The 24,624-nt window shown below is 60.1% G+C and carries 18 protein-coding genes; 7 read left to right on the plus strand and 11 right to left on the minus strand.

Going from position 1 to position 24,624, the window contains the following annotated elements:
- Positions 1-30 precede the first annotated feature (30 nt).
- Positions 31-1,440 carry a phage tail-like protein gene (locus AC5FXY_RS15890; RefSeq protein ID WP_493557686.1) on the minus strand — a complete coding sequence of 470 codons (1,410 nt, stop codon included), beginning with the start codon at positions 1,438-1,440 and terminating at the stop codon, positions 31-33.
- A 575-nt stretch (positions 1,441-2,015) separates the two neighbouring features.
- On the opposite strand from AC5FXY_RS15890, the gene AC5FXY_RS15895 reads away from it, so the two are divergent.
- A complete protein-coding gene (locus tag AC5FXY_RS15895) occupies positions 2,016-4,496 on the plus strand; it encodes a TonB-dependent receptor (protein ID WP_493557687.1) in 2,481 nt (826 codons plus the stop codon).
- A gap of 192 nt (positions 4,497-4,688) precedes the next feature.
- Here AC5FXY_RS15895 and AC5FXY_RS15900 read toward each other — a convergent pair whose 3' ends face one another.
- From AC5FXY_RS15900 to mfd, 4 genes are all read right to left on the minus strand, one after another.
- Positions 4,689-5,099, minus strand: coding sequence for a hypothetical protein (locus AC5FXY_RS15900; protein ID WP_493557688.1), 411 nt, complete (start codon positions 5,097-5,099; stop codon positions 4,689-4,691).
- Between the two features lie 105 nt (positions 5,100-5,204).
- Positions 5,205-5,729, minus strand: a complete 525-nt coding sequence (locus AC5FXY_RS15905) for a hypothetical protein (RefSeq protein WP_493557689.1) — start codon at positions 5,727-5,729, stop codon at positions 5,205-5,207.
- Between the two features lie 288 nt (positions 5,730-6,017).
- Positions 6,018-6,587, minus strand: coding sequence for a hypothetical protein (locus tag AC5FXY_RS15910; protein WP_493557690.1), 570 nt, complete (start codon positions 6,585-6,587; stop codon positions 6,018-6,020).
- Positions 6,588-6,851: 264 nt separating this feature from the next.
- Positions 6,852-10,367 (minus strand): transcription-repair coupling factor, encoded by a 3,516-nt coding sequence (gene mfd / locus AC5FXY_RS15915; protein WP_493557691.1) that lies wholly within the window; start codon positions 10,365-10,367, stop codon positions 6,852-6,854.
- A 232-nt stretch (positions 10,368-10,599) separates the two neighbouring features.
- Between mfd and AC5FXY_RS15920 the strand changes: the two genes are divergently transcribed.
- Complete coding sequence (locus AC5FXY_RS15920; protein ID WP_493557692.1) at positions 10,600-11,346, plus strand: metal-dependent hydrolase; 747 nt, start codon at positions 10,600-10,602, stop codon at positions 11,344-11,346.
- 379 nt (positions 11,347-11,725) lie between these two features.
- Positions 11,726-12,724 carry an NYN domain-containing protein gene (locus AC5FXY_RS15925; protein WP_493557693.1) on the plus strand — a complete coding sequence of 333 codons (999 nt, stop codon included), beginning with the start codon at positions 11,726-11,728 and terminating at the stop codon, positions 12,722-12,724.
- A 342-nt stretch (positions 12,725-13,066) separates the two neighbouring features.
- Here AC5FXY_RS15925 and AC5FXY_RS15930 read toward each other — a convergent pair whose 3' ends face one another.
- Positions 13,067-13,555, minus strand: coding sequence for a PaaI family thioesterase (locus AC5FXY_RS15930; RefSeq protein WP_493557694.1), 489 nt, complete (start codon positions 13,553-13,555; stop codon positions 13,067-13,069).
- A gap of 67 nt (positions 13,556-13,622) precedes the next feature.
- On the opposite strand from AC5FXY_RS15930, the gene AC5FXY_RS15935 reads away from it, so the two are divergent.
- Complete coding sequence (locus tag AC5FXY_RS15935; protein ID WP_493557695.1) at positions 13,623-13,937, plus strand: Mpo1-like protein; 315 nt, start codon at positions 13,623-13,625, stop codon at positions 13,935-13,937.
- 31 nt (positions 13,938-13,968) lie between these two features.
- Here the strand turns inward: AC5FXY_RS15935 and AC5FXY_RS15940 are convergent, their stop codons facing one another.
- On the minus strand, positions 13,969-14,922 hold the full coding sequence (locus AC5FXY_RS15940) for a pyridoxal-phosphate dependent enzyme (protein WP_493557696.1): 954 nt from the start codon (positions 14,920-14,922) through the stop codon (positions 13,969-13,971).
- Between the two features lie 291 nt (positions 14,923-15,213).
- Here AC5FXY_RS15940 and AC5FXY_RS15945 point away from each other — a divergent pair, with 291 nt between their 5' ends.
- Entirely contained in the window at positions 15,214-15,711 is a 498-nt protein-coding gene (locus tag AC5FXY_RS15945) for a YajQ family cyclic di-GMP-binding protein (RefSeq protein WP_493557697.1), read from the plus strand.
- 104 nt (positions 15,712-15,815) lie between these two features.
- Positions 15,816-16,583 (plus strand): TerC family protein, encoded by a 768-nt coding sequence (locus tag AC5FXY_RS15950; protein WP_493557711.1) that lies wholly within the window; start codon positions 15,816-15,818, stop codon positions 16,581-16,583.
- Positions 16,584-16,652: 69 nt separating this feature from the next.
- Here AC5FXY_RS15950 and AC5FXY_RS15955 read toward each other — a convergent pair whose 3' ends face one another.
- The 4 genes from AC5FXY_RS15955 to AC5FXY_RS15970 all read right to left on the minus strand — a co-directional run bounded on the left by AC5FXY_RS15955 (position 16,653) and on the right by AC5FXY_RS15970 (position 21,549).
- On the minus strand, positions 16,653-17,627 hold the full coding sequence (locus AC5FXY_RS15955; RefSeq protein ID WP_493557698.1) for a J domain-containing protein: 975 nt from the start codon (positions 17,625-17,627) through the stop codon (positions 16,653-16,655).
- A complete protein-coding gene (locus AC5FXY_RS15960; protein WP_493557699.1) occupies positions 17,624-18,058 on the minus strand; it encodes a hypothetical protein in 435 nt (144 codons plus the stop codon). The genes AC5FXY_RS15955 and AC5FXY_RS15960 overlap by 4 nt, the downstream gene beginning before the upstream one ends.
- A 143-nt stretch (positions 18,059-18,201) precedes the next feature.
- Positions 18,202-20,868: a T9SS-dependent M36 family metallopeptidase gene (locus AC5FXY_RS15965; RefSeq protein WP_493557700.1), complete on the minus strand. Its 2,667-nt coding sequence runs from the start codon at positions 20,866-20,868 to the stop codon at positions 18,202-18,204.
- Positions 20,869-21,003: 135 nt separating this feature from the next.
- Complete coding sequence (locus AC5FXY_RS15970; protein WP_493557701.1) at positions 21,004-21,549, minus strand: RNA methyltransferase; 546 nt, start codon at positions 21,547-21,549, stop codon at positions 21,004-21,006.
- A 178-nt stretch (positions 21,550-21,727) separates the two neighbouring features.
- On the opposite strand from AC5FXY_RS15970, the gene mutS reads away from it, so the two are divergent.
- Positions 21,728-24,481, plus strand: coding sequence for a DNA mismatch repair protein MutS (mutS, locus tag AC5FXY_RS15975; protein ID WP_493557702.1), 2,754 nt, complete (start codon positions 21,728-21,730; stop codon positions 24,479-24,481).
- The last annotated feature ends 143 nt before the right edge of the window (positions 24,482-24,624 follow it).

Raw genomic sequence — 24,624 nt, forward strand, 5'->3', positions numbered from 1 at the left:
ACGCCGGGCGCTTCGACTTGGGGGCATGTGCTAGCGTTGGGCCTGCGGGGCGAGTTGGGCTTCGAGGCGGCGCAGGCGCTCTTCCAGGGCTGCGGTAGCCGCTGCAGCCTGTTGGGTTTGCGGTTGGGTGGTGGGCCGCTGCACTTGCCGGCGCAGCTGGGCGTTTTCGGCTTCCAGGGCCAGCACGCGGCGGTACAGGGCCTGGATGGCAATCAGGTTCACGCCGTCGAAGTCGGCTTGGTTGATGGTGGTGTCGTTGCCGATGGTGCCGACGCCGTCGTGGCCGAAGGCAGTGTGGAAGTCCTGGGCCATGGGGCCGTAGTGGCGCAGGGTGCGGGAATCCTGGCCGCGGTAGTTCCACGAGCCCAGGCGCATGCGGTTAATACGCTCCAAAAACAGGTTGCCGTCGGCCAGGCGCAGGCTCTCCTTCTTCGTGGAGTCGGACACGGTAGCCCAGGCGTTCTGGTTGGCCGTGATGGTGACGCCCGAGGTCAGGCTGGAATTGGTAAAGATGCGGAAGCCGCCCGCCACGCGGAAAGTTGCCTGGTTGTTGGCGCCGGACAGGATATTGTCGGGTGTGCTGAAGTCGCCGAAGACGAAGGAGCCAGGCCGGGCGTTGGAGTGCGCCCTGAAGCCCAGGGTTACGGAGGCGTAGGCGTTGGAGGTGTTGCTTTCGCCGATGGCTACCGCCGAGCCCTGGGAGGCCACGCTACCGGGTCCCATGGCAATGGTGTTGTCGCCGCTGGCGCGGCAGTTAAAGCCCAGCGCGACGGAGTACATGCCCACGTTGTTGTCGTTCCACTGCACGCCGTTGACGCGTCCGGCGCGGAAGGCGCCCTTGCCCGGGTACCACATCAGGCGGGTGCCGGGGCCCTCCTTCGGAATGTTGCCCACGAAGTCGTCGCCCTCGGTCAGCAGGCCGTTGCGGTCCACGCGCAAGCGCTCCTGCCAGCCCGCGCCTTCCCCCGTCAGGATGCGCAGGGCACCCGAAGCTCCCACGCTGCTGCCGGCATATATATCGAGGTTGTTGCCTGTGTACTGGACGATTTTGGCGCCGTCTGCTCCGTCGGGCGTAAAGTGGATTTTGTCCCCGTCGTAGGCGCTGTACTGCAGGGTGCGGGTGGCGGTGTGGTTGCCGAGGTTGTCGCCGGCTGTGGCGGCATTGGGAATATTAAGCCAGCTGCCGCCGAAGTAGTACCAGAAGCCGGGTTGCGTGCCGTTGGTCTGGAACACCATCAGCCCGTCGGGCACGCTGGTCATGGCCGTGCGCTGGGCCTGCGTCAGGCGCGGAATGAGCAGGCCTTTGTCGGTGCTGCTGATGTCCAGGGCTGCTTTCGGGTTGGGCGCGGTAGTGCCGATGCCCACCGAGCCGGGGATTTGGGCTAGCAGGGGAGAGGTAAGCAGGGCAGCGGCGGCGGATAGGAATAGCTTTGTCGTCATCGATAGGGGAAGGAAGGAGGGGTAAAATTAGAAGTTCTGCATACAAAGCGTTCAGCGCTGAATCGGGTAATGAAAGAGGCGAAGAAGAATGGGCCCCCGACGGAAAGCCGAGCGTAACGTGGGCCCCAACGGCGGGAATACCGACCTCAACGCAGGTGACAGGAACTTCTCAAGCGGCGGCGAGACGCTGGGACGAAGTGGCGAGGCGTAGCGGCAGCGGCGCGCTGAAGCGGCTAAGGATTCTGATGAAGCTAGCAGAGAGGGTAGGGTTGCATTTCCCTGCATGGGGTCTTGCAAACCCTGCTGATGCCAGTCTTGCGGATTTACCTCTGGTATAATATGCCCAGGCTTTACCACCACAACTATCCTTTTGGACAGGGCCGCCATTGGTTACACTCCTAATCAGCCGCAAAACAGTTGTCACACTTCAACGCGCGGCGCCGACGCTTCAACCGCCGGGAATTACGCTTCACGCCAGGCAGGCGCAGCCAGGCGGGCCGCCGCAGAATCTATGCAAGCAAAATCCTCCAAAAGTGGCAGCAGTTGCCGCTTGAGCGCACCATTCTCTGCTTGCTATGCGAAACATCCTTCCCCTGATCTGCAGCTTGCCCTTGCTGCTTACGCCCGCCGCTGCCGCGTGGGCACAGTCCCCACCCGCCGCGGCACCCGCAGCCCGCGGCACCTTGCGGCTGCAAGGCCAGGTGCTGGACGTCCAAACGGGCCAGCCCGTCCCTTTTGCCACCGTGGCGTTGCTGCCCGCCGGCGGCGGCCCGGCCCTCGACGGCGCGCTTTGCGACGAAAAGGGCCAGTTCAGCCTAGCCCGGCTGGCCGCTGGGCGCTACGAGCTCCACGTCAGTTTCCTGGGTTACGGCCGGCACGTGCGCCCGGTCGAGCTGGCGGCCGGCAAGGCGGAGCTGGACCTAGGCGTTATCGAGCTTAAGCCGGAAGCCCGGCAGCTGAGCGAGGTAACCATAACCGGCGAGCGGCCCGTGGTGGAAGCCCAGCCCGACCGCCTCGTGTATAACGCCGCCCAGGATGCCACCAACCGCGGCGGCACCGCCGCCGACGTGCTGCGCAAAGCCCCGATGGTGACTGTGGACCCCGACGGCAACCTGCAGCTGCGCGGCGCCGCCAACGTGCAGGTGCTCATCAATGGCAAGCCTACCGCCGTGGCCGGGGGCGTGGGCGACTTGCTGCGCCAGCTGCCCGCCGACCAGATCAAGTCGGTGGAAGTCATTACCTCACCCTCGGCCCGCTACGACGGCGAAGGCTCGGCCGGCATCGTCAACATCGTGCTGACCAAGGCCACCCTGCGCGGCCTCAGCGGCACGGTGGGAGGGGCGGTCGGTACGCGCATCAGCAACCTGAACCTGGGCTTGAACCTGCGCCGCGAGCAGTTGGCCCTGACCTCGGCCCTGAACGGGCAGGGCTTTTACATTCCCGGCCGGCAACACGTGGACCGCACCGACCAGCTGCCCAACGGCGGCTGGGGCCTGCTCACGCAGCGCAACACCGGGCGCAGCGACGGCGGCCTGGGCAGCGGCCGCCTCAGCCTCGACTACGACCCCGCGCCAAACCACGCCCTGAACCTGACCTGGCAGGGCAGCACCTTCCAGAACCGCCTGCTCACCGATGCCGATACCCGCTACCAGGCCAGCAACCCGGACCTGGAGCAGGCGTTCCTGCGCAGCTTCGTGGACCGCGGGCGCCGCCTGAGCTACGACCTGACCGGCTCCTACGTGCGCACCTACCCTGGCAGCCGCCGCGAGTGGACCGTGCTGGCCCAGCACGCCCGCACCCAGAACCGCCGCCGTTACGACATCGAGCAGTTTGCCGCCGACCCGAGCACACTCCGGCCTTACTACCAGGAAAAGGGCCGCAACCTGGCCCGCAACGTCGAAAACACGCTGCAAACCGACTACGTGCACCCGCTCACCGACAAGCAGACCGTGGAGCTGGGGGCCAAGCTGATTCTGCGCGAGGTGTACAGCGACTACGGGGCCGGCGTGTTCGACCATGCCACCGGAACCTTTGTGCCCCAGGGTGCCGTCACCGGCGAGTTTGACTACGCGCAGCGCGTGGTGGCCGGCTACGCCACCTGGGCCACGCCCCTGGGCCAGCACTACAACCTGCGCCTGGGTGGCCGCCTCGAGCACACCAACGTAGCCGGTCGCTTCCAGGACCGCCCCGACCGCATCCGGGATACCTACTTCAACGCCCTGCCCAACGTGGCCCTGACGCGCAACCTGAAGCAGCCCGGTGCGGCCGTGCGCCTCAGCTACTCGCGCCGCATTCAGCGCCCCGGCTTGTTTTACCTCAACCCCTTCGTCAACCGCCTCGATCCGCGCAACGTGCAAACCGGTACGCCCGCCCTGGCCGCCGAGGTGACCGACAACGCCGAGCTGGGCTGGACCACGTTCGTGGGCACTTCTACCGTCAACTTCGGCCTGTACACCCGCCAGACCAACAATGCCATTGAGGGCGTACGCGTCACCGACGCGCAGGGCGTGACCACGCTCACCTACCAGAACGCAGCCCGCAACCGTACCGTGGGCCTCACGGCCTTCGGCTCGGTGAAGCCTCTGCCGAAGTGGGACCTCAGCGGCAACCTGAACGTGTACTATGCCCGCCTGCACAGCCGGGCCCTGGGCATCCGCAACGACGGCGTGGCCTACACGGCTTCGCTCAACTCCAGCTACAAGTTCGATCGGGGCCTGAGCCTGCAGTTCTTCGGCCAGCTCAACTCGCCGCGGGTGCTGCTGCAGGGGCGGCTTTCGGCTTTTCCCTTCTACGCCCTGGGCTTGCGCCAAGACCTGCTCAAAGGCAAAGCCGACCTAACGCTGAACGCCGACAACTTCCTGCGCAGCCGCTACCGCTTCGTCAACGACTTCGAAACGCTGCAGTCGGTGCAAACCAACCACCTGTTCATCTATAACCGCGGCGTGCGCCTGACCTTCAGCTACCGCTTCGGCAAGCTCGATAACAAGCAGCCCCGCCGCCCGCGCCGCAGCCTGCGCAACGACGACGAGAAACCCGCTGAAGTGACGGGGCAGTAAAGGCCATGCAGTGCGTATGGCCAGGGAAGCGGGGCCGGTTCGTGGCAGCTGCAGTCTGCCGAGAAGCGCAGAGTGGTTCGAAATGTCCGCTGTTTGGCTCTTTAGTTAATTGACGCAAAAGCAATTAATGGTGGCCGGGCGGCGCGGGCTATTAGGAGGCGGGGGAGCTTCAGTAGCTGTTGAGAAGCGGGATTACCGCGGCAGCTTGGGTACTACCGTCCAGATTACGGTATTTGATCCGTACTCGAACTCCGCAACGGCCAATATGCTCAACACGGCGAGGTTCTCGAGCTTGGCTGGTATGAGCTGAGCAAGTTCTTCGTGCCGGAGCCGGTCTTCCGGCAGAGCTGGGTGCAGCTCCTGCGTGGCGCGTCCTTCCTCGTGTGCGGCGCGGTAGCGCAACGAAATGGCCCAATCCTCCATCAGCAACTGGTAGGTTTCATCATCGAGGGGCGTCAGCCAGTAAAAGGCCGATTTGTCAAATGGTTCGTCGTCGGCTAAGCAGCGGTAGTGGTAAGGCTGGCCTTGGTAGTCAGCCACTCCCTCGCGCGGACCGTCGTACCAATCAGTGATGGTGTAAACCTTGTCTGATGGAGGAGGCATAAGCTTGAAGTGATGCTGACTTTTCATTGAGAGGCGGTAAGATACCCCGCATTCTGAGCTACTAACTATATGTACGCGCCAGCAGGATGCTTGTCTGCCTAAGTATTAACTCCCGCCCGCAGGTACCGCCTGCTTGCGTGCCGGCCAAGTGATGAACAACAGGAGTAAGCCCGCCGCCACGAGTACCACACCAGTTACCCCAAGTCTAATCTCAAGGCTAAACGCATACAAGGGACGACACAGAAAATGAATTGTTTCCACGAGCCAGTCAGCATTGTAAAAGCCGTATCGGTACAGTAGTATGCCAACCAGGCAAACGAGCAGCGGTATGACGCGCCGCTCCCGGCGGACGCTCACAATTAGCCACGACAAGACGCAGCCACCTACCAAGGCAACGAGCGTGGCCTTGGCTTCCCACGTGTACAGATCCGTCATTAGCTCACCCACGGAGAGCTGCTGCCATTCGTCGCGTTTGAGGAAGTTCACGCCGTACTGCTCATAGCTGCGCGCCAAGCCTGTGTACTGGATAAACCACAATTCGCGTATTCCGATAACCAAGCAGAACACAGCCAGCTGATGCAGAGCAAGGAGCCGCCAGTTGATAATGTTCTTAATAGAGATACTCGGCATACTGATAGGCAAATAGGAGGCGTAACGCGGCAGCCCCAAAGATATGTGCAGCCCAAGGAGGTGGCCAAGGCCGCCGGAGCCAAGCACCGCTACCACTTCGTCGCGCTAAGTACCCTCTAGCTCTGCCTGGCACCCGTGGAAGTCTCGACGCGTGTGCCTTGAGCTTCTGTAGCGGCGGGGAGAAGATGGGGTGGCAGGGCGTGGCGGCAGCGGCGCGCTGAAGCGGCTTAGTTTTCTAGTGAAGACCAAAGCAAGAGTAGGACAGCCATGCAAGGGCGCTCAAGCAGGTTATAAGCTTAGGATGATGCCCTGTTGTTCAAGCTCGGCTGCACCCGGTAGAATGCCGATGCTCCCTAGCTTCTTGACAGCGCGCTTGGAATGTAGCAGGTGCTTCAGCTTACGAGAAGTGAGATTTATTTCTGACCAATTCCAAGCCCCTACCATACCTAGACGGGAGCTATAAGCATCCTCTTGTGCCAACGCCCCTTTCTCGTTGAAATGCCCAAGTTCGGACTGAGCTAACCTTCCGTTCTGCTGACCGCCGAGATAAAGTTGAATCAAGCCCCAGCCTTCAGTAGCGTAGCGGAAGGTGTGACCTTGGCAGCTTTGCGGATTAAGTTCTATTCTTCTGAGACTTGGTGTAGCACCGAAGCGAGGTGACCAAAGTTTGAAGCAGGCGGCGTATTGACCGCCGTACTCCATGTCATAATCAGCAACTACAGTTGTGGTGCTGCTGTAGGCCTTGACTTCCGTGTCAAAGGCTGAACTGAGTTCATATAGGCGTAGGTCTGTCTCTGTGAATAGGTAGTCCAGTAGCGCCAACTTATCAGCTTTGCTGGCAAAGAAATTATAGTTCATGTCTTTAGATAGCGAACGAGTCGCGGAACCATATTTAGGCGACACTTGCCTTTGAAAGGCAGGGAGGCTGTGCCTTCCTGCCAAGCTGGGTACGAGCTATAAGCTCGCGCCAGTTGTACAAGTTCTTGTACACTTTTTACTCACGCTCATAAGTGAGTGTCAGGGGCTAGTTCAAGGATGATGCAACTTTATAGACGGTTTTTGAAAAGCTGACTTTGAACGCTTTATATTCTTATTTCTCTACATAAGTAGCAAATCCGCCGCTTACACATCCTCCTCATCATCCGTGACCGTGGCCGCTACCACCGGCGGCATGGACTCCACGCTCAGCTCGTTCATCAACTCGCGGGCTTGCAGCACGTTGCCCACGCCTTCGATGGTGATGATGAGCTGCTGCTTGTGCTCCTTCATGCGGGCCGAGCGCGGGTGCGTCTGCACGTAGTTCAGAATCTGGCCGAACTGCTCGCCCTGGAAGTAGGCTTCGCGGCCTTCGCCGGCGTCGAGGTAGCCCTTGAGCGTGCCTTTCTTGAGGGTGAGCTTGCTGAAGCCCACGCGGGAGCCCTGCCAGCGCAGGCGCACGATGTCGGCCAGCTGCTCCACCTCGGGCGGCAGCGGGCCAAAGCGGTCCGCCATGCTCACCAGCAGGCGGCGCAGCTCCTCGGGCTCCTTGGCGCGGTCGAGCTTGGAGTAGAGGCGCAGGCGCTCCGAGACGTTGCTCACGTAGGCATCGGGAATGAGGATTTGCAGGTCCGTTTCGATGCTGCACTCGCGGGGGCGGGCAAAGTCTGCGGCTTCCTTGAGGCGGCCGGTCGTGTCGCCCAGGAACAGGTCGCGGAACTCGGTTTCCTTCAGCTCCTGCACGGCTTCGTCCAGAATCTGGTGGTAGGTTTCGTAGCCCAGGTCGTTGATGAAGCCCGACTGCTCGCCGCCGAGCAGGTTGCCGGCTCCGCGGATGTCCAGGTCGCGCATGGCCACGTTGAAGCCAGCCCCAAGGTCGGAGAATTCCTCCAGGGTGCTCAGGCGCTTGCGGGCGTCAGAGGGCAGGCCGGCCACGGGCGGCGTGAGCAGGTAGCAGTAAGCTTTCTTGTTGGAGCGGCCCACGCGCCCGCGCATCTGGTGCAGGTCGGAGAGGCCGTGCATGTGGGCGCGGTTGATGATGATGGTGTTGGCGTTCGGAATGTCCAGGCCCGATTCGATGAGGTTGGTGGACACCAGCACGTCGTAGTCGTGTTCCACAAACTTCATCATGCGCTTTTCCAGCACGTCGCCTTCCAGCTGCCCGTGGATGCTGGTGATGCGCGCATCGGGCACCAGGCGCTGAATCAGGGCCGCCTGCTCGTCGAGGTCCTTCACGCGGTTGTGCACGTAGAATACCTGCCCGCCGCGCTTCAGCTCCCGCGCAATGGCGTCGCGCACCAGGTGCTCGTCGAACACGGCCAGCTCCGTCTGCACCGGCTGGCGGTTGGGCGGCGGCGTGCTGATGACGGATAGGTCGCGGGCGCCCATCAAGGAGAAGTGCAGCGTGCGCGGAATGGGCGTGGCCGTGAGCGTGAGCGTGTCCACGTTCACTTTCAGCTCCTTGAGCTTGTCCTTGGTCTTGACGCCGAACTTCTGCTCTTCGTCGATGACGAGCAAACCCAGGTCCTTGAACTGAATGTCCTTGTTGGTAAGTCGGTGCGTGCCGATGAGGATGTCGGTTTTGCCCTCGGCCACCTTGCCCAGCGTTTCCTTTACCTGCTTCGTGGTTTTGAAGCGGTTGATGTAGTCCACCGTCACGGGCAGCTCGCCCAGCCGGTCGCGGAAGGTTTTGAAGTGCTGCATGGCCAGAATGGTGGTGGGCACCAGCACGGCCACCTGCTTGCCGTCGGCCACGGCCTTGAAGGCCGCCCGGATGGCCACTTCCGTCTTGCCGAAGCCCACGTCGCCGCACACGAGGCGGTCCATGGGGTGGGGCTGCTCCATGTCGTTCTTTACGTCCTCGGTGGCCTTGGCCTGGTCGGGCGTGTCCTCGTAAATGAAGCTCGATTCCAGCTCGGCTTGCATAAACGAGTCCTTGGCGAAGGCATGGCCCGGCGCGGTTTTACGCTTGGCGTACAGCCGAATAAGGTCGGCCGCAATGTCCTTCACCTTCTTCTTGACGGCCTTCTTCTTGTTTTCCCACTCCGGCGAGCCGAGCTTGCTCATGGTGGGCGGCGTGCCCTCCGAGCCCGAGTACTTCGCGATTTTGTGCAGCGCGTGAATGCTCACCGTCAGCACATCGTCGTCGCGGTACACCAGGCGGATGGCTTCCTGCAGGTGGCCGTTTATTTCGACCTGCGTCAGGCCCACAAAACGCGCAATGCCGTGGTCCTGGTGCACCACAAAGTCACCGGGCTGCAGGTTGCGCAGCTCCTTCAGCGTGAGGGCCTTTTTCTTGGAGAACTTCCGCTTTTCCTGGGCGCGGTAGTACCGTTCAAAAATCTGGTGGTCGGTGTACACCAGCAGGCGGCGTTCCTCGTCGATGTAGCCTTCGCGCAGCCCCAGGGCCAGGTGCTGAAAGCGGATTTCGCGGCCCAGCTCGTCGAAGATGGTGCGCAACCGATCTAGCTGCCGCATCGATTCGGCGGTGATGATGGTGGTGAAGTCGCGCTGCTGGTTTTCGAGCAGGTTCTTTACCAGGCGGTTGAAGTCCTTGTTGAACGAGGGCTGCGGCTTGCTCGTGAACTGCACCTGCTCGGCCTCTTTGTAGTAGAAACGCTTGCCGAATTCCAGCACCGGAAAGCGCTCCAGGTGCTTTTTTAGCGTCTTGGTCGTCTCAAACAAGTCTTCGGGCGAAGACTTAATCTGCACGCCGTGCGCCTCCTGCATCATCTGCTTGAAGCCTTGCTCGGCCTTGTCGAACTGCTCGCCCACCACGTCCAGCAGCTGGCGCACGTCCTTGGTCCAGATGGCCGTGTTCGGGGGCAAAAACTCCAGAAACGACTCGCGCTTTTCCGTCAGCAGCTTGGTTTGCACGTTCGGCACGATGCTGATCTGCTCCTTTTTCTCCACCGATAGCTGCGACTCGGGGTTGAACGTGCGCATGCTCTCGATTTCGTCGCCGAACAGCTCGATGCGGTACGGCAGCTCGTTGGCGTAGCTGAATACGTCCACGATGCCGCCGCGCACCGCGTATTGCCCCGCCTCGTACACGAAGTCGGTGCGCTCAAAGTCGTACTCGGCCAGCAGCTCACCCAGGAAGTTCACGTCCAGCCTATCCCCGATACGGCAGCTGAAGGTGTTCTGCACCAGACTCTGGCGGTTAATCACCTTCTCGCTCATTGCCTCGGGGTAAGTCACGATGAGCGCGCCCTTCGGCGGCTTGTCGGCATCCTTCTGCTCGTCGGCCTTTTTGGCGGCCGCTTTGCCGTCGGCCGTCTTGCCTTTCTCCCCCGATTTGCCCGAGAGGCGGTTCAGCACCTCGGCGCGCATCAGCACGTTAGCGTTTTCCGTCTCGTCGAACGCGTAGGCGCGCTTGTAGGAGCTGGGGAACACCAGCACTTCTTCCCGGTCGCCCACCAGGTGTTGCAGGTCGGAAGCGAAGTAGGTGGCCTCTTCCTTGTCGTGCAGCACAAACACGAGGTGCTCGTCGGGGCGCTCCAGGTGCACCACGGCGGCCACCACAGCATCCTGGCTGCCCACCAGGCCGCGCAGGTGAAAGCGCTGCCCGCCCGCTGTCCCGTTGCCGGGCTTCAGGTTCAGGGCCAGCGTCTGGATATCGGTATCGAGCGAGTAAAGGCGGAGAAATTCGGAGGTCTGCACGGGGTATCGGCTTCGGCGAGGAGCAAAGGTAGAAGCCCGGCCGAATGGTATTTCGGTCGGGCATGCGGTAAGCAATACCACCGCAGCGCCGCGAAAGTTTCCGAGCTGCGGCGAGGATTAAGCCACGAAATGCCTGGTTTCGGAGAGGAATACTAGCTTCCGGTCCAAAAAGCCGGCGCTGCTCCGAAATGCTTGCTTTAATTTCGCAGCCTTTCTCCATTCCGGATTTGCTGTGCGCGGTTCTTCTCACTTAGCTATTGGCCTGATTACCGGCGCCGGCATTGCCGCCGTGGTGCCCGATGTGCGGCTCTCGCTGCCCGGCATTGCGCTGGCCGGTTTTTCGTCCCTGGCTCCTGATCTGGACCATCCCAGCTCCCGCCTGAGCAAGCGCCTGGGTTTTGCACAGAACTACGTTCGTTGGGCTTTTGCGGTGGGGGCAGTGTTGCTGGCCGTATACACCCACTTGAACCTCGTAACGCCCGGCCCCGAGCGGCGCATGGGCTTTACGGCGGCCATGGCCATGTTTCTCATCGGCATGGCCATGCAAAACCAGTCGGCCCGCAAGCTGGCCCTGCTCTTTACCGGGGTAGGGGCGGTGCTGAGCGGCTTGTACTGGGAAATGCTTTGGCTAAGCCTGCTTGGCGCTTTCGTAGCCACCGCGCCCTTCACCTCGCACCGCAGCTGGACGCATACCCTGTGGGCCGCCGCACTCTGGACCTACATCGGCTACCTCGCCGACCGCGACCTGGGCTGGCAGGGCATTGCCGTGTACGCCGGCGCGGGCTATGCCTCGCACCTGCTCGCCGATACGCTTACCAAGTCGGGCGTGCGGTATTTTCTGCCGCTTTCCGACAAAGCCCTGAAGCTGCCGCTGATTTCTACCGGCTCCACGGCCGGGAACCTAATTGAGTTGGGAATTTGTACCGCTTATGGGCTTTTGGTAGCCTTATTATGGTGGCAACGATACAATTTCGCTTAATCCTTAAATCATTGGTATGGCATTAAAAAACAGCTGATAACGCAGCTTTCCGCATTAAATTGTTCTCATAACGTTGCCCGCTTAGCTAGGATTTGTAACATTGCAATCCTGATTGAAGCATCAAGTGCGCTGCCGAGAGCACCGCGTCTGCCGGGGCGTTGGTTTTTTCTAAGGCACTTGCAACGACCCTGCTTCTGATGTGTCACTGCTGCATACACATCCAGCAACGGAAGCTATTTTTGGTATATTTTGTAGATTGAAAATAGCTATTTCGTTGATTTCCTTGTACATTAAATACATCTAAAATCAACTATGCCTTTGTACCTTTGGCCACTCTCGGCTGCCGGGCCCGGAGTAACCGTCCTCTTTTCTTCCCCTTTTGCACACACTCAGTAACATGAACCAGATCAATAGCCCACTGATCCGGATCGGCGTCTTTTACGACGGCAACTATTTCCTTAAGATCAGTGATTACTACTACTTCCAGCACGACCGTAAGGCCCGTATCAGCCTGGAAGGCCTGCACGATTTCATTCGGCACCAAGTAGCCGAGGATGAAGACGCCGATGTGCGTCTGTGCCAAATCACGGAGCCCCACTTCTTCCGCGGCCGCCTTTCGGCCACCGAAGCGCGGGATAAGGACCGTCTGTTCCACGACCGACTCCTCGACGACATCCTGATGAACATGTCGGTGCAGACGCACTACATGCCCCTCAAAACCCGCGACGGCCGCCTGCAGGAAAAAGGCGTGGACGTATGGCTCGCCCTCGAAGCCTTCGACCTCGCCCTGCACAAGCACCTCGACGTGGTAGTGCTCATCGCCGGTGATTCCGACTATGTACCCCTGATCAAGAAGCTAAACACGCTGGGTACCCGCGTAATGCTGCTGAGCTGGGACTTCAAGTACACCGATTTCAAAGGCGAAAGCCGCGTAACGCGCCCCTCACAGCTGCTGCTCGAGACGGTAAACTACGCTGTAGCCATGAACGAAGTAATCGACGGCCGCGGTGGCGACCTGGTCGATGCCCTGTTCGTGAACCAGCCCGAGCCGTCGGCTTATGTCAACGTGGCTACGCCGCGCCCGGCATACCAGCCCACTGCTGCCGGTCCCGAAGGTTCCATCGGCATCAGCACCATCAAGAACCTCAAGAACGGCTACGGCTTCGTGGTGATGCCGCCCAACAACCTGTTCTTCTCGTACGCTGACATGGCCGAAGGCCAGGACTTCAACGAGTTGCACGAAGGCGACTGGGTGGAGTTTACCGTTGGTCGCAACCACCGCAACGAAGACTGCGCCCGCAACGTGCGCAAGGTGGAAGCTCCCGCTGAAGGCGAGTACCAGCACGAGCCCGAAGGAGCCGAGTCGGAAAGCCTCTAAGCTGACTGCCTGCAATCTATACGGTGCAATCTGCCGCCGGACCGGCCGCTTCCTCGGAAGCAGCCGCGTCCGGCGGCGGTGTTTTTAAGGAAATTGGACGAGGAACCCTGTATGACCAGCAGGACTTGTTCAAAAACGCTGGGAGCGGCGTGGATGAGGGTCGGTGATAATCTTTGTATCCACTAAAACGTTCTGTCGAGCTTGTTGAGGCTGATGTCCGAGAGTGACTTAACTCGGGACATTACCCAATCGGATGTTTCGGTTGCGCTCAGAAAGCAAGCAACCACCAGCCAGCGCCTCCTAAGGAAACTGGCCATGGCCCTGCATTACAGCTCGGGTTTCCTAATCTTCCTCCTGTGACTTCAGCCCTAGCTGACTACTCATAGCCTGCACAAATTCTTGCTTAGTGGCAGGATAGCGGTTGAACGTGCCTAGGCCCAGGGCTACTACCTGCTCACGTGCCGGGCACTCGATGCGCCCGTGCACCACTACTAGGCTTTTGCCGTGGTGTTCCACTTCAGCGTAGGCCAGCAGCTCGTCGTGCAGGCGCACGGGGTGCAGGAAATTCATTTTGAACTCCACCGTTGAAACCAGTTCCCGCTGGGTAAAGGCCTGCGTCAGGGCAGCGGCTCCCAGGGCCGCGTCCATAAGGCCCGCAATAATGCCGCCGTGGGCCGTGCCAGGGGAAGAAAGGTGCTGTTCCAGCACTTTCATGGTGTAGCTCACCTTGCCGGGCTGCTGCAACGAGAGCTTCATGCCGTTGGTACGGCCGTAGTGGTTGATTTTATCGTAGAGTGCCAGCAGCGTGGCTACATCGGGCATTTCGGTCATGCGAATCGGGCTTGGAAGTAGCAGAAAAGGTAGGTTTCTTTCCTCAGAAAGAAAGCAACTCTTAAGTATGGCTACCCAACTTCCTGCCCAGCCCACATTTCAGCAGTTTTACCCTTATTACCTGCGGGAACATCAGCTCCGCGGTACGCGGGTGCTGCATTTTGTAGGTACGTCGCTGTTTCTGTTGAGCGTCCCAGCTGCCGTAGGGCTGCGCAAACCCGCGCTGCTACTCGGAGGCATTGCGCTGGCTTATGGCTTTGCGTGGGTGGGGCACTTCTTTGTGGAGCGCAACCGCCCGGCCACCTTCCAGCATCCGTGGCTGTCATTGCGCGGCGATTTTCGGCTGTACTGGGACTTGCTGCGTGGCCAGCAGGGGTTTTGATTTGGGCTCGAAAGTCGCAGGCTAGGTTTCTTTAAAAAGGAAGCCGACCCAAATCCACATTGCCGCCCGAGAGGATAATGCCGATGCGGCATCCCTGATAAGCCGTTTTGTGTTTCAGCAAAGCGGCCAGCGCAACTGCGCTGGATGCTTCCACCACTATTTTCATCCGCTCCCAGATCAGGCGCATCGCCGCTACTATCTCGGCTTCGCTTACTAGCAGGATGCTTTCGACTCCGGTGCGGATGATGGGGAAGTTGATGTCACCCAGCTCGGTTTTTAAGCCGTCGGCAATGGTGTCACCGCCTTGGTTGCTTTCGATGATGCCGCTTTCGAGGGAGCGGTAGGCGTCGTTCATGGTTTCCGGTTCGCCGGCTACTACGCGGCAGCCCTGCCCAAAGTGCTGCGCTGCCAAAATGGTACCAGCCAGCAGCCCACCGCCGCCTACTGGAGTGAACAGGTAATCTAAGTCGGGCTGCACCTGCAGCAGCTCCAAAGCCGCCGTGCCCTGCCCCAGAATAACGTGGAGGTCGTTGGACGGATGGATAAACGTAGCACTCCGCTCTTCTACAATCTGCTGGGCGGCTTGCTCCCGGGCGCTTAGCGTCGGCTCACAATCCACTACTTCGCCGCCGTAAGCCAACACGGCTTCCTTCTTGACCCGGGGCGCGTTGTTCGGCATCACTATGTAGGCCCGCACACCCAGGCTCCGCGCGGCCAGGGCCAGGGCTTGCGCAAAATTGCCCGAAGAGTGCGTAACCACGCCGGCCCGCTGCTGCTCGCCCGACAGCCGCATGATGGCGCTGACTGCCCCACGCATCTTGAAGGCGCCCATGCGCTGGAAGTTCTCGCACTTGAAGTACAAGGTGGCACCGGCTAGTTCATCAAGCAGGTGCGAAGTCAGCACCGGGGTGTTGTGGATGTAAGGCCTGATGCAGTCGTGCGTGTGGGCCAGCGCTTCTTTGAGCGAATGTTGTACGTGCATCATAGTGGGGCAGACTCAGATAAAGAACTTGGCAGCGGCTCAAATTTCGCTAAACATTCACTGCCGGAACAGCACACGCACCACCGGAGCACAAGGGCCCGGCAAGCAGTGCCCTGCTACTCCGCACGAGCCGTGGCACATAGCTAAGCTCGCCGAAAGAAAGGCGGAATAAATCGGCTCGAAACTGCAGCCTCAAGGGGCATTTGGGCGTTTAGGCAAATTCGTCAACCTTTGGCGCCCCAAGTTCGCTAAGCGGACTGCATTCCTTCTCTCACCCAACTGCCTTCGCTGCGCATGGCTTCATTTGATATCGTAAGCAAAGTAGATCCGCAAACGCTGGAAAACGCTGTAAACAACGCCAAAAAAGAGTTGCTGACCCGCTATGACTTCCGCGACACCAAAGGCGGTATCGAACTGGATAAGACCAACAACGTGATTACTATTTCGTCAGAAAACTCCATGAAGATTAAGTCATTGGAGGATATCCTGATGGGCCGTATGGTAAAGCAGAGCATCGACCCCACCAGCCTGGACTTCTCAGCCGATGAAGAGCCATCCGGGGCCTTGGTAAAGAAGAAGCTGAAGGTGCGTGCCGGTATCGATAAAGACTTGAGCCGCAAAATCCAGAAGTTGATCAAGGACAGCAAGCTCAAAGTGGAAGCCCAGATTCAGGGTGAGCAGCTGCGTGTAACCGCCAAAAAAATTGACGATCTGCAGCAGGTCATTGCCTTGCTGCGCGGTAACGCTGCCACCATTGGCCAACCGCTACAGTTCGTAAACATGAAAAGCTAACCTAGTGTGCTGATGCGAAAACTGTGCTTATCAAAGACGACCATCAGCTCGCTTTCCGCACCAACACATACAACCAGATTCACCACATTAGCACACTAACCACTGTGTTCGACCTCTCCGTCTTCGCCAACACCCAAGCTTGGGTAAGTTTGCTGACCCTCACGTTCATGGAAATCGTGTTGGGTATCGACAACATTATTTTCATTTCCATTATCGTCAACCGGCTGCCGCCGGAGCAGCAGGCCCGGGGCCGCACCATTGGGCTTATGCTGGCGTTGCTGTTTCGCATCGCGCTGCTGCTGAGTATTTCGTGGATTGTGGGGCTTAAGACGCCGCTTTTTACTATTGACCTGCCTTGGGCGGAGGCCGATTTCGGCGTCACGGGCCGCGATATTATTCTGCTGTTCGGCGGCTTGTTTTTGATCGGGAAGAGCACCACCGAAATCCACACCAAGCTGCAAGGTGAGGAAGAACACGGCGAAGAGGGGCCGGTCTACAGCACCATGGGTCGTATTCTCTTTCAGATCATCCTCATCGACATCGTTTTCTCCTTCGACTCCATCCTCACCGCCGTCGGCCTCGTGGATGAAGTGATAATTATGATCGTGGCCGTGATTCTGGCCATGGGCGTGATGCTGGTCTTCGCCGGTCTGGTGGCCGACTTTGTGAACCGCAACCCCACCATCAAGATGCTGGCGCTGTCGTTCCTTATTATGATCGGGGTGATGCTGGTGATGGAAGCCTTCCACAAGGAAATCGAGAAAGGCTACATCTACTTCGCCATGTTCTTCTCGCTGCTGGTGGAACTGCTTAACATGCGTTTGCGCAAACATGTCAAGCCCGTGCAGCTGCGCGACTCGCGCTACGACTAAGCCGGCACAACACTTCTTTGAAAGGTCAAATGCCCGCTGCTTTCAGGAAAGCAGCGGGCATTTGACCTTTTATATCATCAGATACAGCACAATCGGTAGTAAGAGCATGGCCGAAACGGCGCTATCCACGATGCGTTTGGGCGGGGCGCCCGGCCATGCTCCGGTGCCGGCCAAGCCAGCCATCAGCAGAGGGAAAAAGAAAAAGGTGCCATAGAACATGCCCGTTGGGTAAGGGTGTTTACGGGTGTGCGCCTCTGCAGCCGGCAGGAAAGAGCGAACCTGGTGGAAGATTACGCTGCGCTGCACGTTAACCAAGTCGCCCGTTGCAAAAGGAAATTCGCTCTGAAATTCAGTGAGAGGCGTTTTGACTTGAAAGTAATGCGGCCCATATCGGCGGGTGCGGGCAAGTTGCTTGTCTACAGTCAGCACGCGTTCTGATGGCAGAGTCTCCGTCCAACGCATATCTATCAGCATCAGACCAAAAAATGCTAGCAAAACCCAGCAAGCGCGACGGGCAAGCGGGGCATATTCGGCGTAGTACGCGGCCAGCGGATCGGCGCGGCGCGCCGGGCGCTGTCCGCGTACACGGGCATCGTGCGGGATGCGCAGGCGCGGGTCGCGCAGGGTCGCATAAGCGTGCTCTACATCGCGCAACAGCTGGCGTAGCGCGGGGTCTACAGTGTTGGCCTGCAAGACGGTACGTAGCCGTTGGTAAGCCTGGTCGATGTGAGCTAGGGTCGCCGAATATGGTACGCGCAGCACTTGATAAGCATTACCCGCAAATGGCTGGGCATAAGCATAAACGGGTGCCATTTCCTGTACCGGATTACGCATAGTAGCTAGGCGCGCATCGTAGTAGGAGCGCTGCTCTGGCTTGCTGAGGGTATCGTAAGCCTCGTTGACGAGCAAGTAGCGTTGGTGCGCGGCTGGGTCCGGAGTGCGGTCGGGATGGGTAACACGTACCAGGCGCAGGTAAGCCCGGCGAATTTCGGCGGCAGAAGCCTGCTCGGATAACTCTAAAATCTGGTAGTAATCAGGTCTCACGCGGGAGCAGGGGCTTCGGCTACTAAAGCTACTACTTCGGAGGTTTGGGACAATACCCGTTGGCGGGTCAAATCGAGTAACCGGCGGTTTATTTCGGGGCGGTGCTGGCGGTAGAATTGGTACTCGGCTTCGGTAAACAGCGCCGTGACCAAGCCCGTGAGCGTATGCTGCAGGCGGGCGTTGCGGCGTAATAGCTCGTCGAGCAGGCGCTGCTGATCGGTAGGAGCGGCAGTGGACAGTGGCAGGCGGTAGTCGCGGGCATAGTCGGCCACTAGCTCCAGCAGGCGGCGGTTGTGCAGCTTCAGAATAGGACGCAGCGTACGGTGCAGCAAATCATCGGCCGAGGCAGTAGGCGCGGCGCTCAGTTCCGCTGCGATGCTAGGGCGCAACGCCAGCAGGGCGGTATCCTGGAGGGAAGACGTATCAGGCATGGATCAAAAGTCAGGAGGGAGGCCAGGGCCGGAGTATAAACAGTGCAGATCAAGTCCACGTTCTTAAATCGACCCCAAGCAGACTAAAAAACAAAACGCCCGGCCGAAGGGCCAGGCGTTTGTTAAACGAGCGAATGGCGGGCCTAGTGGCGCACCACCAATTTTTGCGTGGCCGTGCCCGTGGAGCCCGTCAGGCGCACCACGTACATGCCCGCGGGCAGGCCTGCCGTGTTCAGCTCCACGCCTTCGCGCTGCAGTTGAGTAGCAGCGGCCGTAGAGCGGTGCACTACCTGGCCGATGTTGTTCACCAGCTCTACCTGCACGGGCTGTTGGCTGTTGGCAAACATGCGCACCGTCACGCGGTCCTGCGCCGGGTTTGGGAACACCGCCAGGTCAGCGGCGGCGAGCTTGGTTTTGGCCGCTAGCACGGCCGGGAGGCTGTAGCTGATGGTTTGGTCGCTGAGGCTATTCGAAGAGCCCTGCGAAGCGCCGGCGCCCATGCCGCGGCGGGCAAACACCTGCCAGATCAGTGCCGAGTTAGCGGCGTTGTTGTTGATGGAGTCTGCCTTCAGAATACCATCGCGGCCGGAGATAAAGCCGGGCGAGCAGCCTTGGTACTTCATGCCATCGATGACCAGCTTCAGGGCAATGTTGTTGCCGCCGGTGCTGCCATACATGTCCGCGTTGTAGCCGTGTCGGGCAATCAGCGCCCAGTTCAGGTCCCACAGTGTGGAAGCCCAAATTTCGCCAATGGCGTGTACGCCGGTGTAAGGCGCGGTACCCACGTTGGCGTAGGTCAGGTTGTTGACCGTGAAGTTGGTAGAGTAGGGCTTGGTCCGAATGCCGGGGCCGTTAGCTGCCAAGTTGGAGGCGTAGTTGCCAATGCCGCGGGGCGTGGTACCCACGTCGGTGGGCTTGGTCGTCATCCACAGACCGAAAAAGTCGCTCCAGCCTTCGCCCATCTGCTCGGCATTGCCCAAGCAGCCCGAGCCTATGCCCGTAAGGCGGTTGCTGATGCCGTGGCCGTATTCGTGGGCGATGATGCCGTTGTCGAAGTCACCGTCGCGGTCGATAGCCGAGGCGCTGATCGTTACGGGGCCGTTGATAGCGGCCAAGCGCAGCTGCTCGCCGTCGGCCTTGCTAACGAAGATGGCTGGGATGCGGACGTTGTTCGTGTCGGGAGCCGAACCGCCCATGTTCACCAGCGTCGTAGTGTTGGGGATGCTGTCCATCACGATTACCATACGGGCACCGGCGGCCTCCGCGGCCTTTACTTTCAGGGCAAAGGCGCAGTTGCCGCGCTTTACCAGCGCGATTTTACCAGCCAACGCAGCCGCATTCGGCAGTGGGTTGGTGCAGCCGTCGCCGGCGTACACGATCTGCCCGCTCATGGGCGTCACGGCGGCCAGGCGGCGGCCGAAGCTGGCCACGGTAAATTCCAGCGGACCGATGGTAGTGGTGCCAGCAGTAGCTGTCAGCGACTTCTCGTTGGTATCCCACAGGTACATCTGCATGCGTGGCTGGTTACCTTCGGGCGGGGTAGCCATGTTGGCATTCGACAAGCCGCGGCCGTCCTGGGCTTCGGCCTGCACAAAGTCATTGCCGCGGCCCTGGCCGGAATAGTTGGTCATCTGGAAGTTGCGCGCTGCTTCCGTGAAGCCGTGACGGGCCATCACGTCGTGCATGAGGTTGTTCCAAACGAACAGGTTGGTGATGGCTGCATCCTGATTGACGCTGGCCGCCACATTGTTCTGTACCGGGTGGTCGAAGATCAGCTGCGCCCCACCGTCAGGGTTATAGCCCGGGATGTAGTTATTGGAGCCCACGCCAGTGGTGCTGCCCATGCCCGAGAAGTTTCGGTCGCGGCGGTCTTCGTAGGCGTGCACGTTGTTGCCGCGCGTGATGGTGTACTCGGCACCGGCTGCTCCGTTGGTATCGTGCCAGCCGTAGGGCGAGGCCAAGGTATTGGCGGGGTCGCTGATAACTTGCCGGGCGCCATGAATCGGGCTTTCCACGGTCAGCGGCCACACATTGTAGCTATTGGGGGTATTGGTACGGCTCGCGGTAGGGGCCGGCGTGGCGGGCGTAGTCTGGCGAGCGGTAGCGGTGGGCAACTGCGCATGCTGCTGAGCCAGCGCCGCGAAGGAAGCTTGCTCGTGCACTACAAAATCGGTGCGGTCGAGCAGCTGACCGGTGTTGGCGTCGATGCGTGCGTCCCAGTAGTGCTCTGCATCGAGCGGGTACAGCGTTACGTTCCAGGTCAGGGCCAGTTCGCCGTTGGGGCGCAGCCAGTACATCAGCTTCACCGGAATCTTGGCCAAGGAAATACCGCCGTCCGAGAAAGTCATGCCTTCGGTAGCGGTGCCTTCCTGTTCCAGGCGCAGACCCTGCGGAGCAGGCATCTGCAGCGCGCGGGCGGCGGCGGCTACGGCCTGCGCCGGCGAAAGCGACGGCACCGGGCTCTGAGCTTTGCTGGCCGCGTTGGGCACGAACGCATTGTGCGAAGCCACCACGCGACCGTTGCGGTCAAAGTGTACTTCAATCACGGCACCGTAAATCTCAACGCCCTGATGACGCTGACGCAAGTACAAGTGCGTTACGCCGTTGTCAGCGTCGGTGTATTCCGAGGGCACGGCCGGGTTGCGCAGGTCGGCTTCGGTCAGCCCGAGCTTGGCCTTGCGGGCGTTCAGGTACTCCAGGCCACGGTTCAGCGAGGAAGGCGGCGTTTGTTGAGCTTGGCTGATAGCCGGTAGCGCCAGCATTGCGGCTAAGCCTAGCGCCCGGCTGTAGTGCGTAAAAGTGTTTGTCATGCAGTAGATGGGGAATAAAAGCAAACCCGCACTGACGAGCTGCAGAGCGGGCTACTAAAAATAGCTAAGCTTTTGAATTAATCCTAACAGGCGTTAGCGTAATGGCTCTAGAAGACCGGTTTGACTAAAAAAATCTTAAATCTGGCCCGTGGTCAGCCCCCACTTGCTGAGCACATCCCACACCAGCACGCCCACCGTTACCGACACATTTAAGGAGTGCTTGGTACCGAACTGCGGAATTTCCACGGCCGCGTCGCAGTGGGGGAGTACGGCATCATCCACCCCGAATACTTCGTTGCCAAACACCAGTGCCAGCGGCTTGTCGGGGGCAGGCTGAAACTCGGGGAGCGGTACCGAACCGGTGGTCTGTTCCACGGCTACCACCTGCCAGCCTTGCTCTTTAAGCTGCGCTACCAAAGCGGGCACGTCGGGCGCGTGCTCCCACGGCACCGATTCTGTGGAGCCCAGCGCCGTTTTGGTGATTTCGCGGTGCGGCGGGCGGCCCGTGATGCCGCCAAGCCACAGCTTACTCACCGCGAAGGCGTCGCAGGTGCGAAAGGCGGCGCCCACGTTGTGTAGGCTGCGCACGTTGTCGAGCACCACGCACAAGGGGAATTTCTCCGTATTTTTGAAGTCCTCGACTGTGAGCCGGTTCAGCTCGTGGATGGTTAGTTTCCGCATGATTGTAGACCCACGCCGCGGCGCAGGCGAGCAATAGAACGATACTGCCCGAACGAGATGTTCAGACGAAAGCGCAAGCTACGGCTTGCGCTGCTTTTTTGCCGGTCGCCCCGTTTGCGCCCCGGCGCAGACTAACCCGGCTTTGCAGCCGGCCCTACTTATTGCAGCTCCCCCGCAGGTGAAGACGACTACCGCTAAGAAACCCGTTCGCACGCACGGCACCCTTGGGCCCGCTCCCGTGGCCGATACGCCCTTGATGAAGCAGTACTACCAGCTCAAGCAGCAGCACCCCAGCGCGCTGTTGCTGTTTCGGGTAGGCGACTTCTACGAAACCTTCGGCGAGGATGCCGTGACGGCCGCCCGCATCCTGGGTATCGTCGAAACCAAGCGCGGCGCGGGTACGGCCTCCGAAGTAGCCTTAGCCGGCTTTCCACACCATTCGCTGGATACCTACCTGCCTAAGCTCGTGCGGGCCGGGCAGCGCGTGGCCATCTGCGACCAGCTCGAGGACCCCAAGCAGGCCAAAGGCCTCGTGAAGCGCGGCATCACGGAGCTCGTCACGCCCGGCGTGAGCCTGCACGACAACGTGCTGGAACGGCGTTCTAACAACTACCTCGCCGCCGTGCATTTCGGCAAAAACCAGCAGGCCGGCATTGCTTTCCTCGACATCAGCACCGGTGAGTTCCTGGTGGCGCAGGGCGACCTGGGCTACCTCGGCAAATTGCTCCAGAATTTTGCGCCGGCCGAAGTGCTGCACTGCAAAACCAGTCGCCAGCACTTCGAGGCCAGCTTTGGCCCCGATTTCTGCACCTATGCTTTGGATGAGTGGGTTTTCGGCTTCGATTACAGCCACGAAACGCTCACGCGGCACTTCAAAACCACTTCGCTTAAGGGCTACGGCATCGAGGCCTTGCAGGAAGGTATAGTGGCCGCCGGCTGCATTATGCACTACCTGGCCGAAACCAAGCACGACGATATCGGCCACATCAACGGCATCGGGCGCTTAGAGGAGGACAAGTACGTGTGGCTGGACCGCTTCACCGTGCGCAACCTGGAGCTGCTTTCGGCCCAGCACGCTGGCGGTGTACCGCTCATCGAGGTGCTGGATCAAACCCTCACGCCCATGGGTGCGCGCCTGCTACGCAAGTGGGTGGTGCTGCCCCTGAAGGAGCCCGCCCAAATTCAGCGCCGCCTCGATACCGTGCAGGCCCTGCACGAGCAGCCCGAGCTGCTGGAAGCCGTGCGCGACCAACTGCGCCAGATCAACGACCTGGAGCGCCTGATTTCCAAAGTGGCCGTGCGCCGCGTCAATCCGCGCGAGCTGCTGCAGCTCAGTCGTGCCCTCGAAGCCCTGGCGCCCATGCGTGAGCTGCTGCAAGCCAGTGGCGTGCGTGCGCTCCAGAAGCTGGCCGAGCAGCTAAACCCGTGCGACTCGCTTCGTCGCGAGATTCAGGCTAAAATCCGCCCCGATGCCGGCGTGCTCACCAACCAGGGTAACCTTATCCTGGACGGCATCGATCAGGAGCTGGATGAGCTGCGCGCCATTGCTTACACCGGCAAGGACTACCTCTTACAACTGCAGCAGCGGGAGCAGCGCAACACCGGCATCAGCTCGCTGAAAGTGGCTTATAATAAGGTGTTTGGCTACTACCTCGAAGTTACCAACGCTCACAAGGACAAGGTGCCCACTTCCTGGATCCGGAAGCAGACGCTGGTCAACGCCGAGCGCTACATCACCGAGGAGCTTAAAACCTACGAGGAGAAGATTCTGCACGCAGAAGAGCGTTTGTTCGTCATCGAGCAGCGCATTTACGACGAGCTGGTGCTGACCGCCAACGAATACGTGACGCAGGTGCAGCAAAACGCTCGTACCGTAGCCGTACTCGACTGCCTGTCGTCCTTCGCTGCCACTGCCCGGCAGTTCCGCTACGTGCGCCCCGTGGTCGACGACTCACCTACATTGGACATCAAACAGGGCCGCCACCCGGTCATCGAGCGGCAGCTACCGCCCGGCGAGCAGTACATCCCCAACGACATCTGCCTGAACCGCGACGAGCAGCAGATCATCGTCATTACCGGCCCGAACATGGCCGGCAAATCGGCCTTGCTACGCCAAACGGCCCTGATTGCCCTGCTGGCCCAGATTGGCTCCTTTGTGCCCGCCGCCGCCGCGCACGTCGGCGTGATTGACAAGATATTTACCCGCGTCGGCGCTTCCGATAACTTGTCGAAAGGCGAAAGCACCTTCATGGTGGAAATGACCGAAACGGCCTCCATCCTGAACAACTTATCCGACCGCTCCTTGGTGCTGATGGACGAAATCGGCCGCGGTACCAGTACCTACGACGGCATCAGCATCGCCTGGGCCATTGTGGAGCACCTGCACAACCACCCCAAGGCCCGCGCCAAAACGCTCTTCGCCACCCATTACCATGAACTGAACCAACTGGCCGAGCAGTGCGAGCGGGTGCGCAACTACAATGTGGCCGTGAAAGAAGCCGACGGCCGTATTTTATTCCTGCGCAAGCTGCAGGAAGGCGGCTCGGAGCACTCGTTCGGCATTCACGTGGCCCGCATGGCCGGCATGCCGCCCGCCGTGGTGCTGCGCGCCAACGAAATCATGCACCACCTGGAGCAGGAGCGCGCTCAAGTAGCCACCGGTGAATCCGAGATAGAAGAGCTAGTGGAGGCCGAGGTGCCGCTACCAGGATCTAACGCGCAGGCCAAGCGGCAAGCGCAGCCCCAGGCGCGCCCAGTAGCCACGGCCAGTGCCCCCCGGCCCACCTTGCAGCTCAGCATGTTTGAGCCCTCTGACCCAGTGCTGGAAGGCATCCGCGAGGTGTTGCAGCACCTGGATGTAAATACCCTAACGCCCATTGAGGCACTGCTCAAGCTGAATGAGCTCAAGGTAGCATTAACCCGCAAAAGCTAAGCTCATGGTTTTGCCTGACTCCAGGCTGGTAGGGCCGCGCCCGACAGGAGTATTCATGTGTAGCTGACTTATGTTCAGCTATTGCTGTATGTCATTGTACAGCCAGTAAATAAGGTTGTTTAGAAAAAAAAGTCTCTGAAAAT

The organism is Hymenobacter sp. FMD4, from assembly GCF_058932745.1.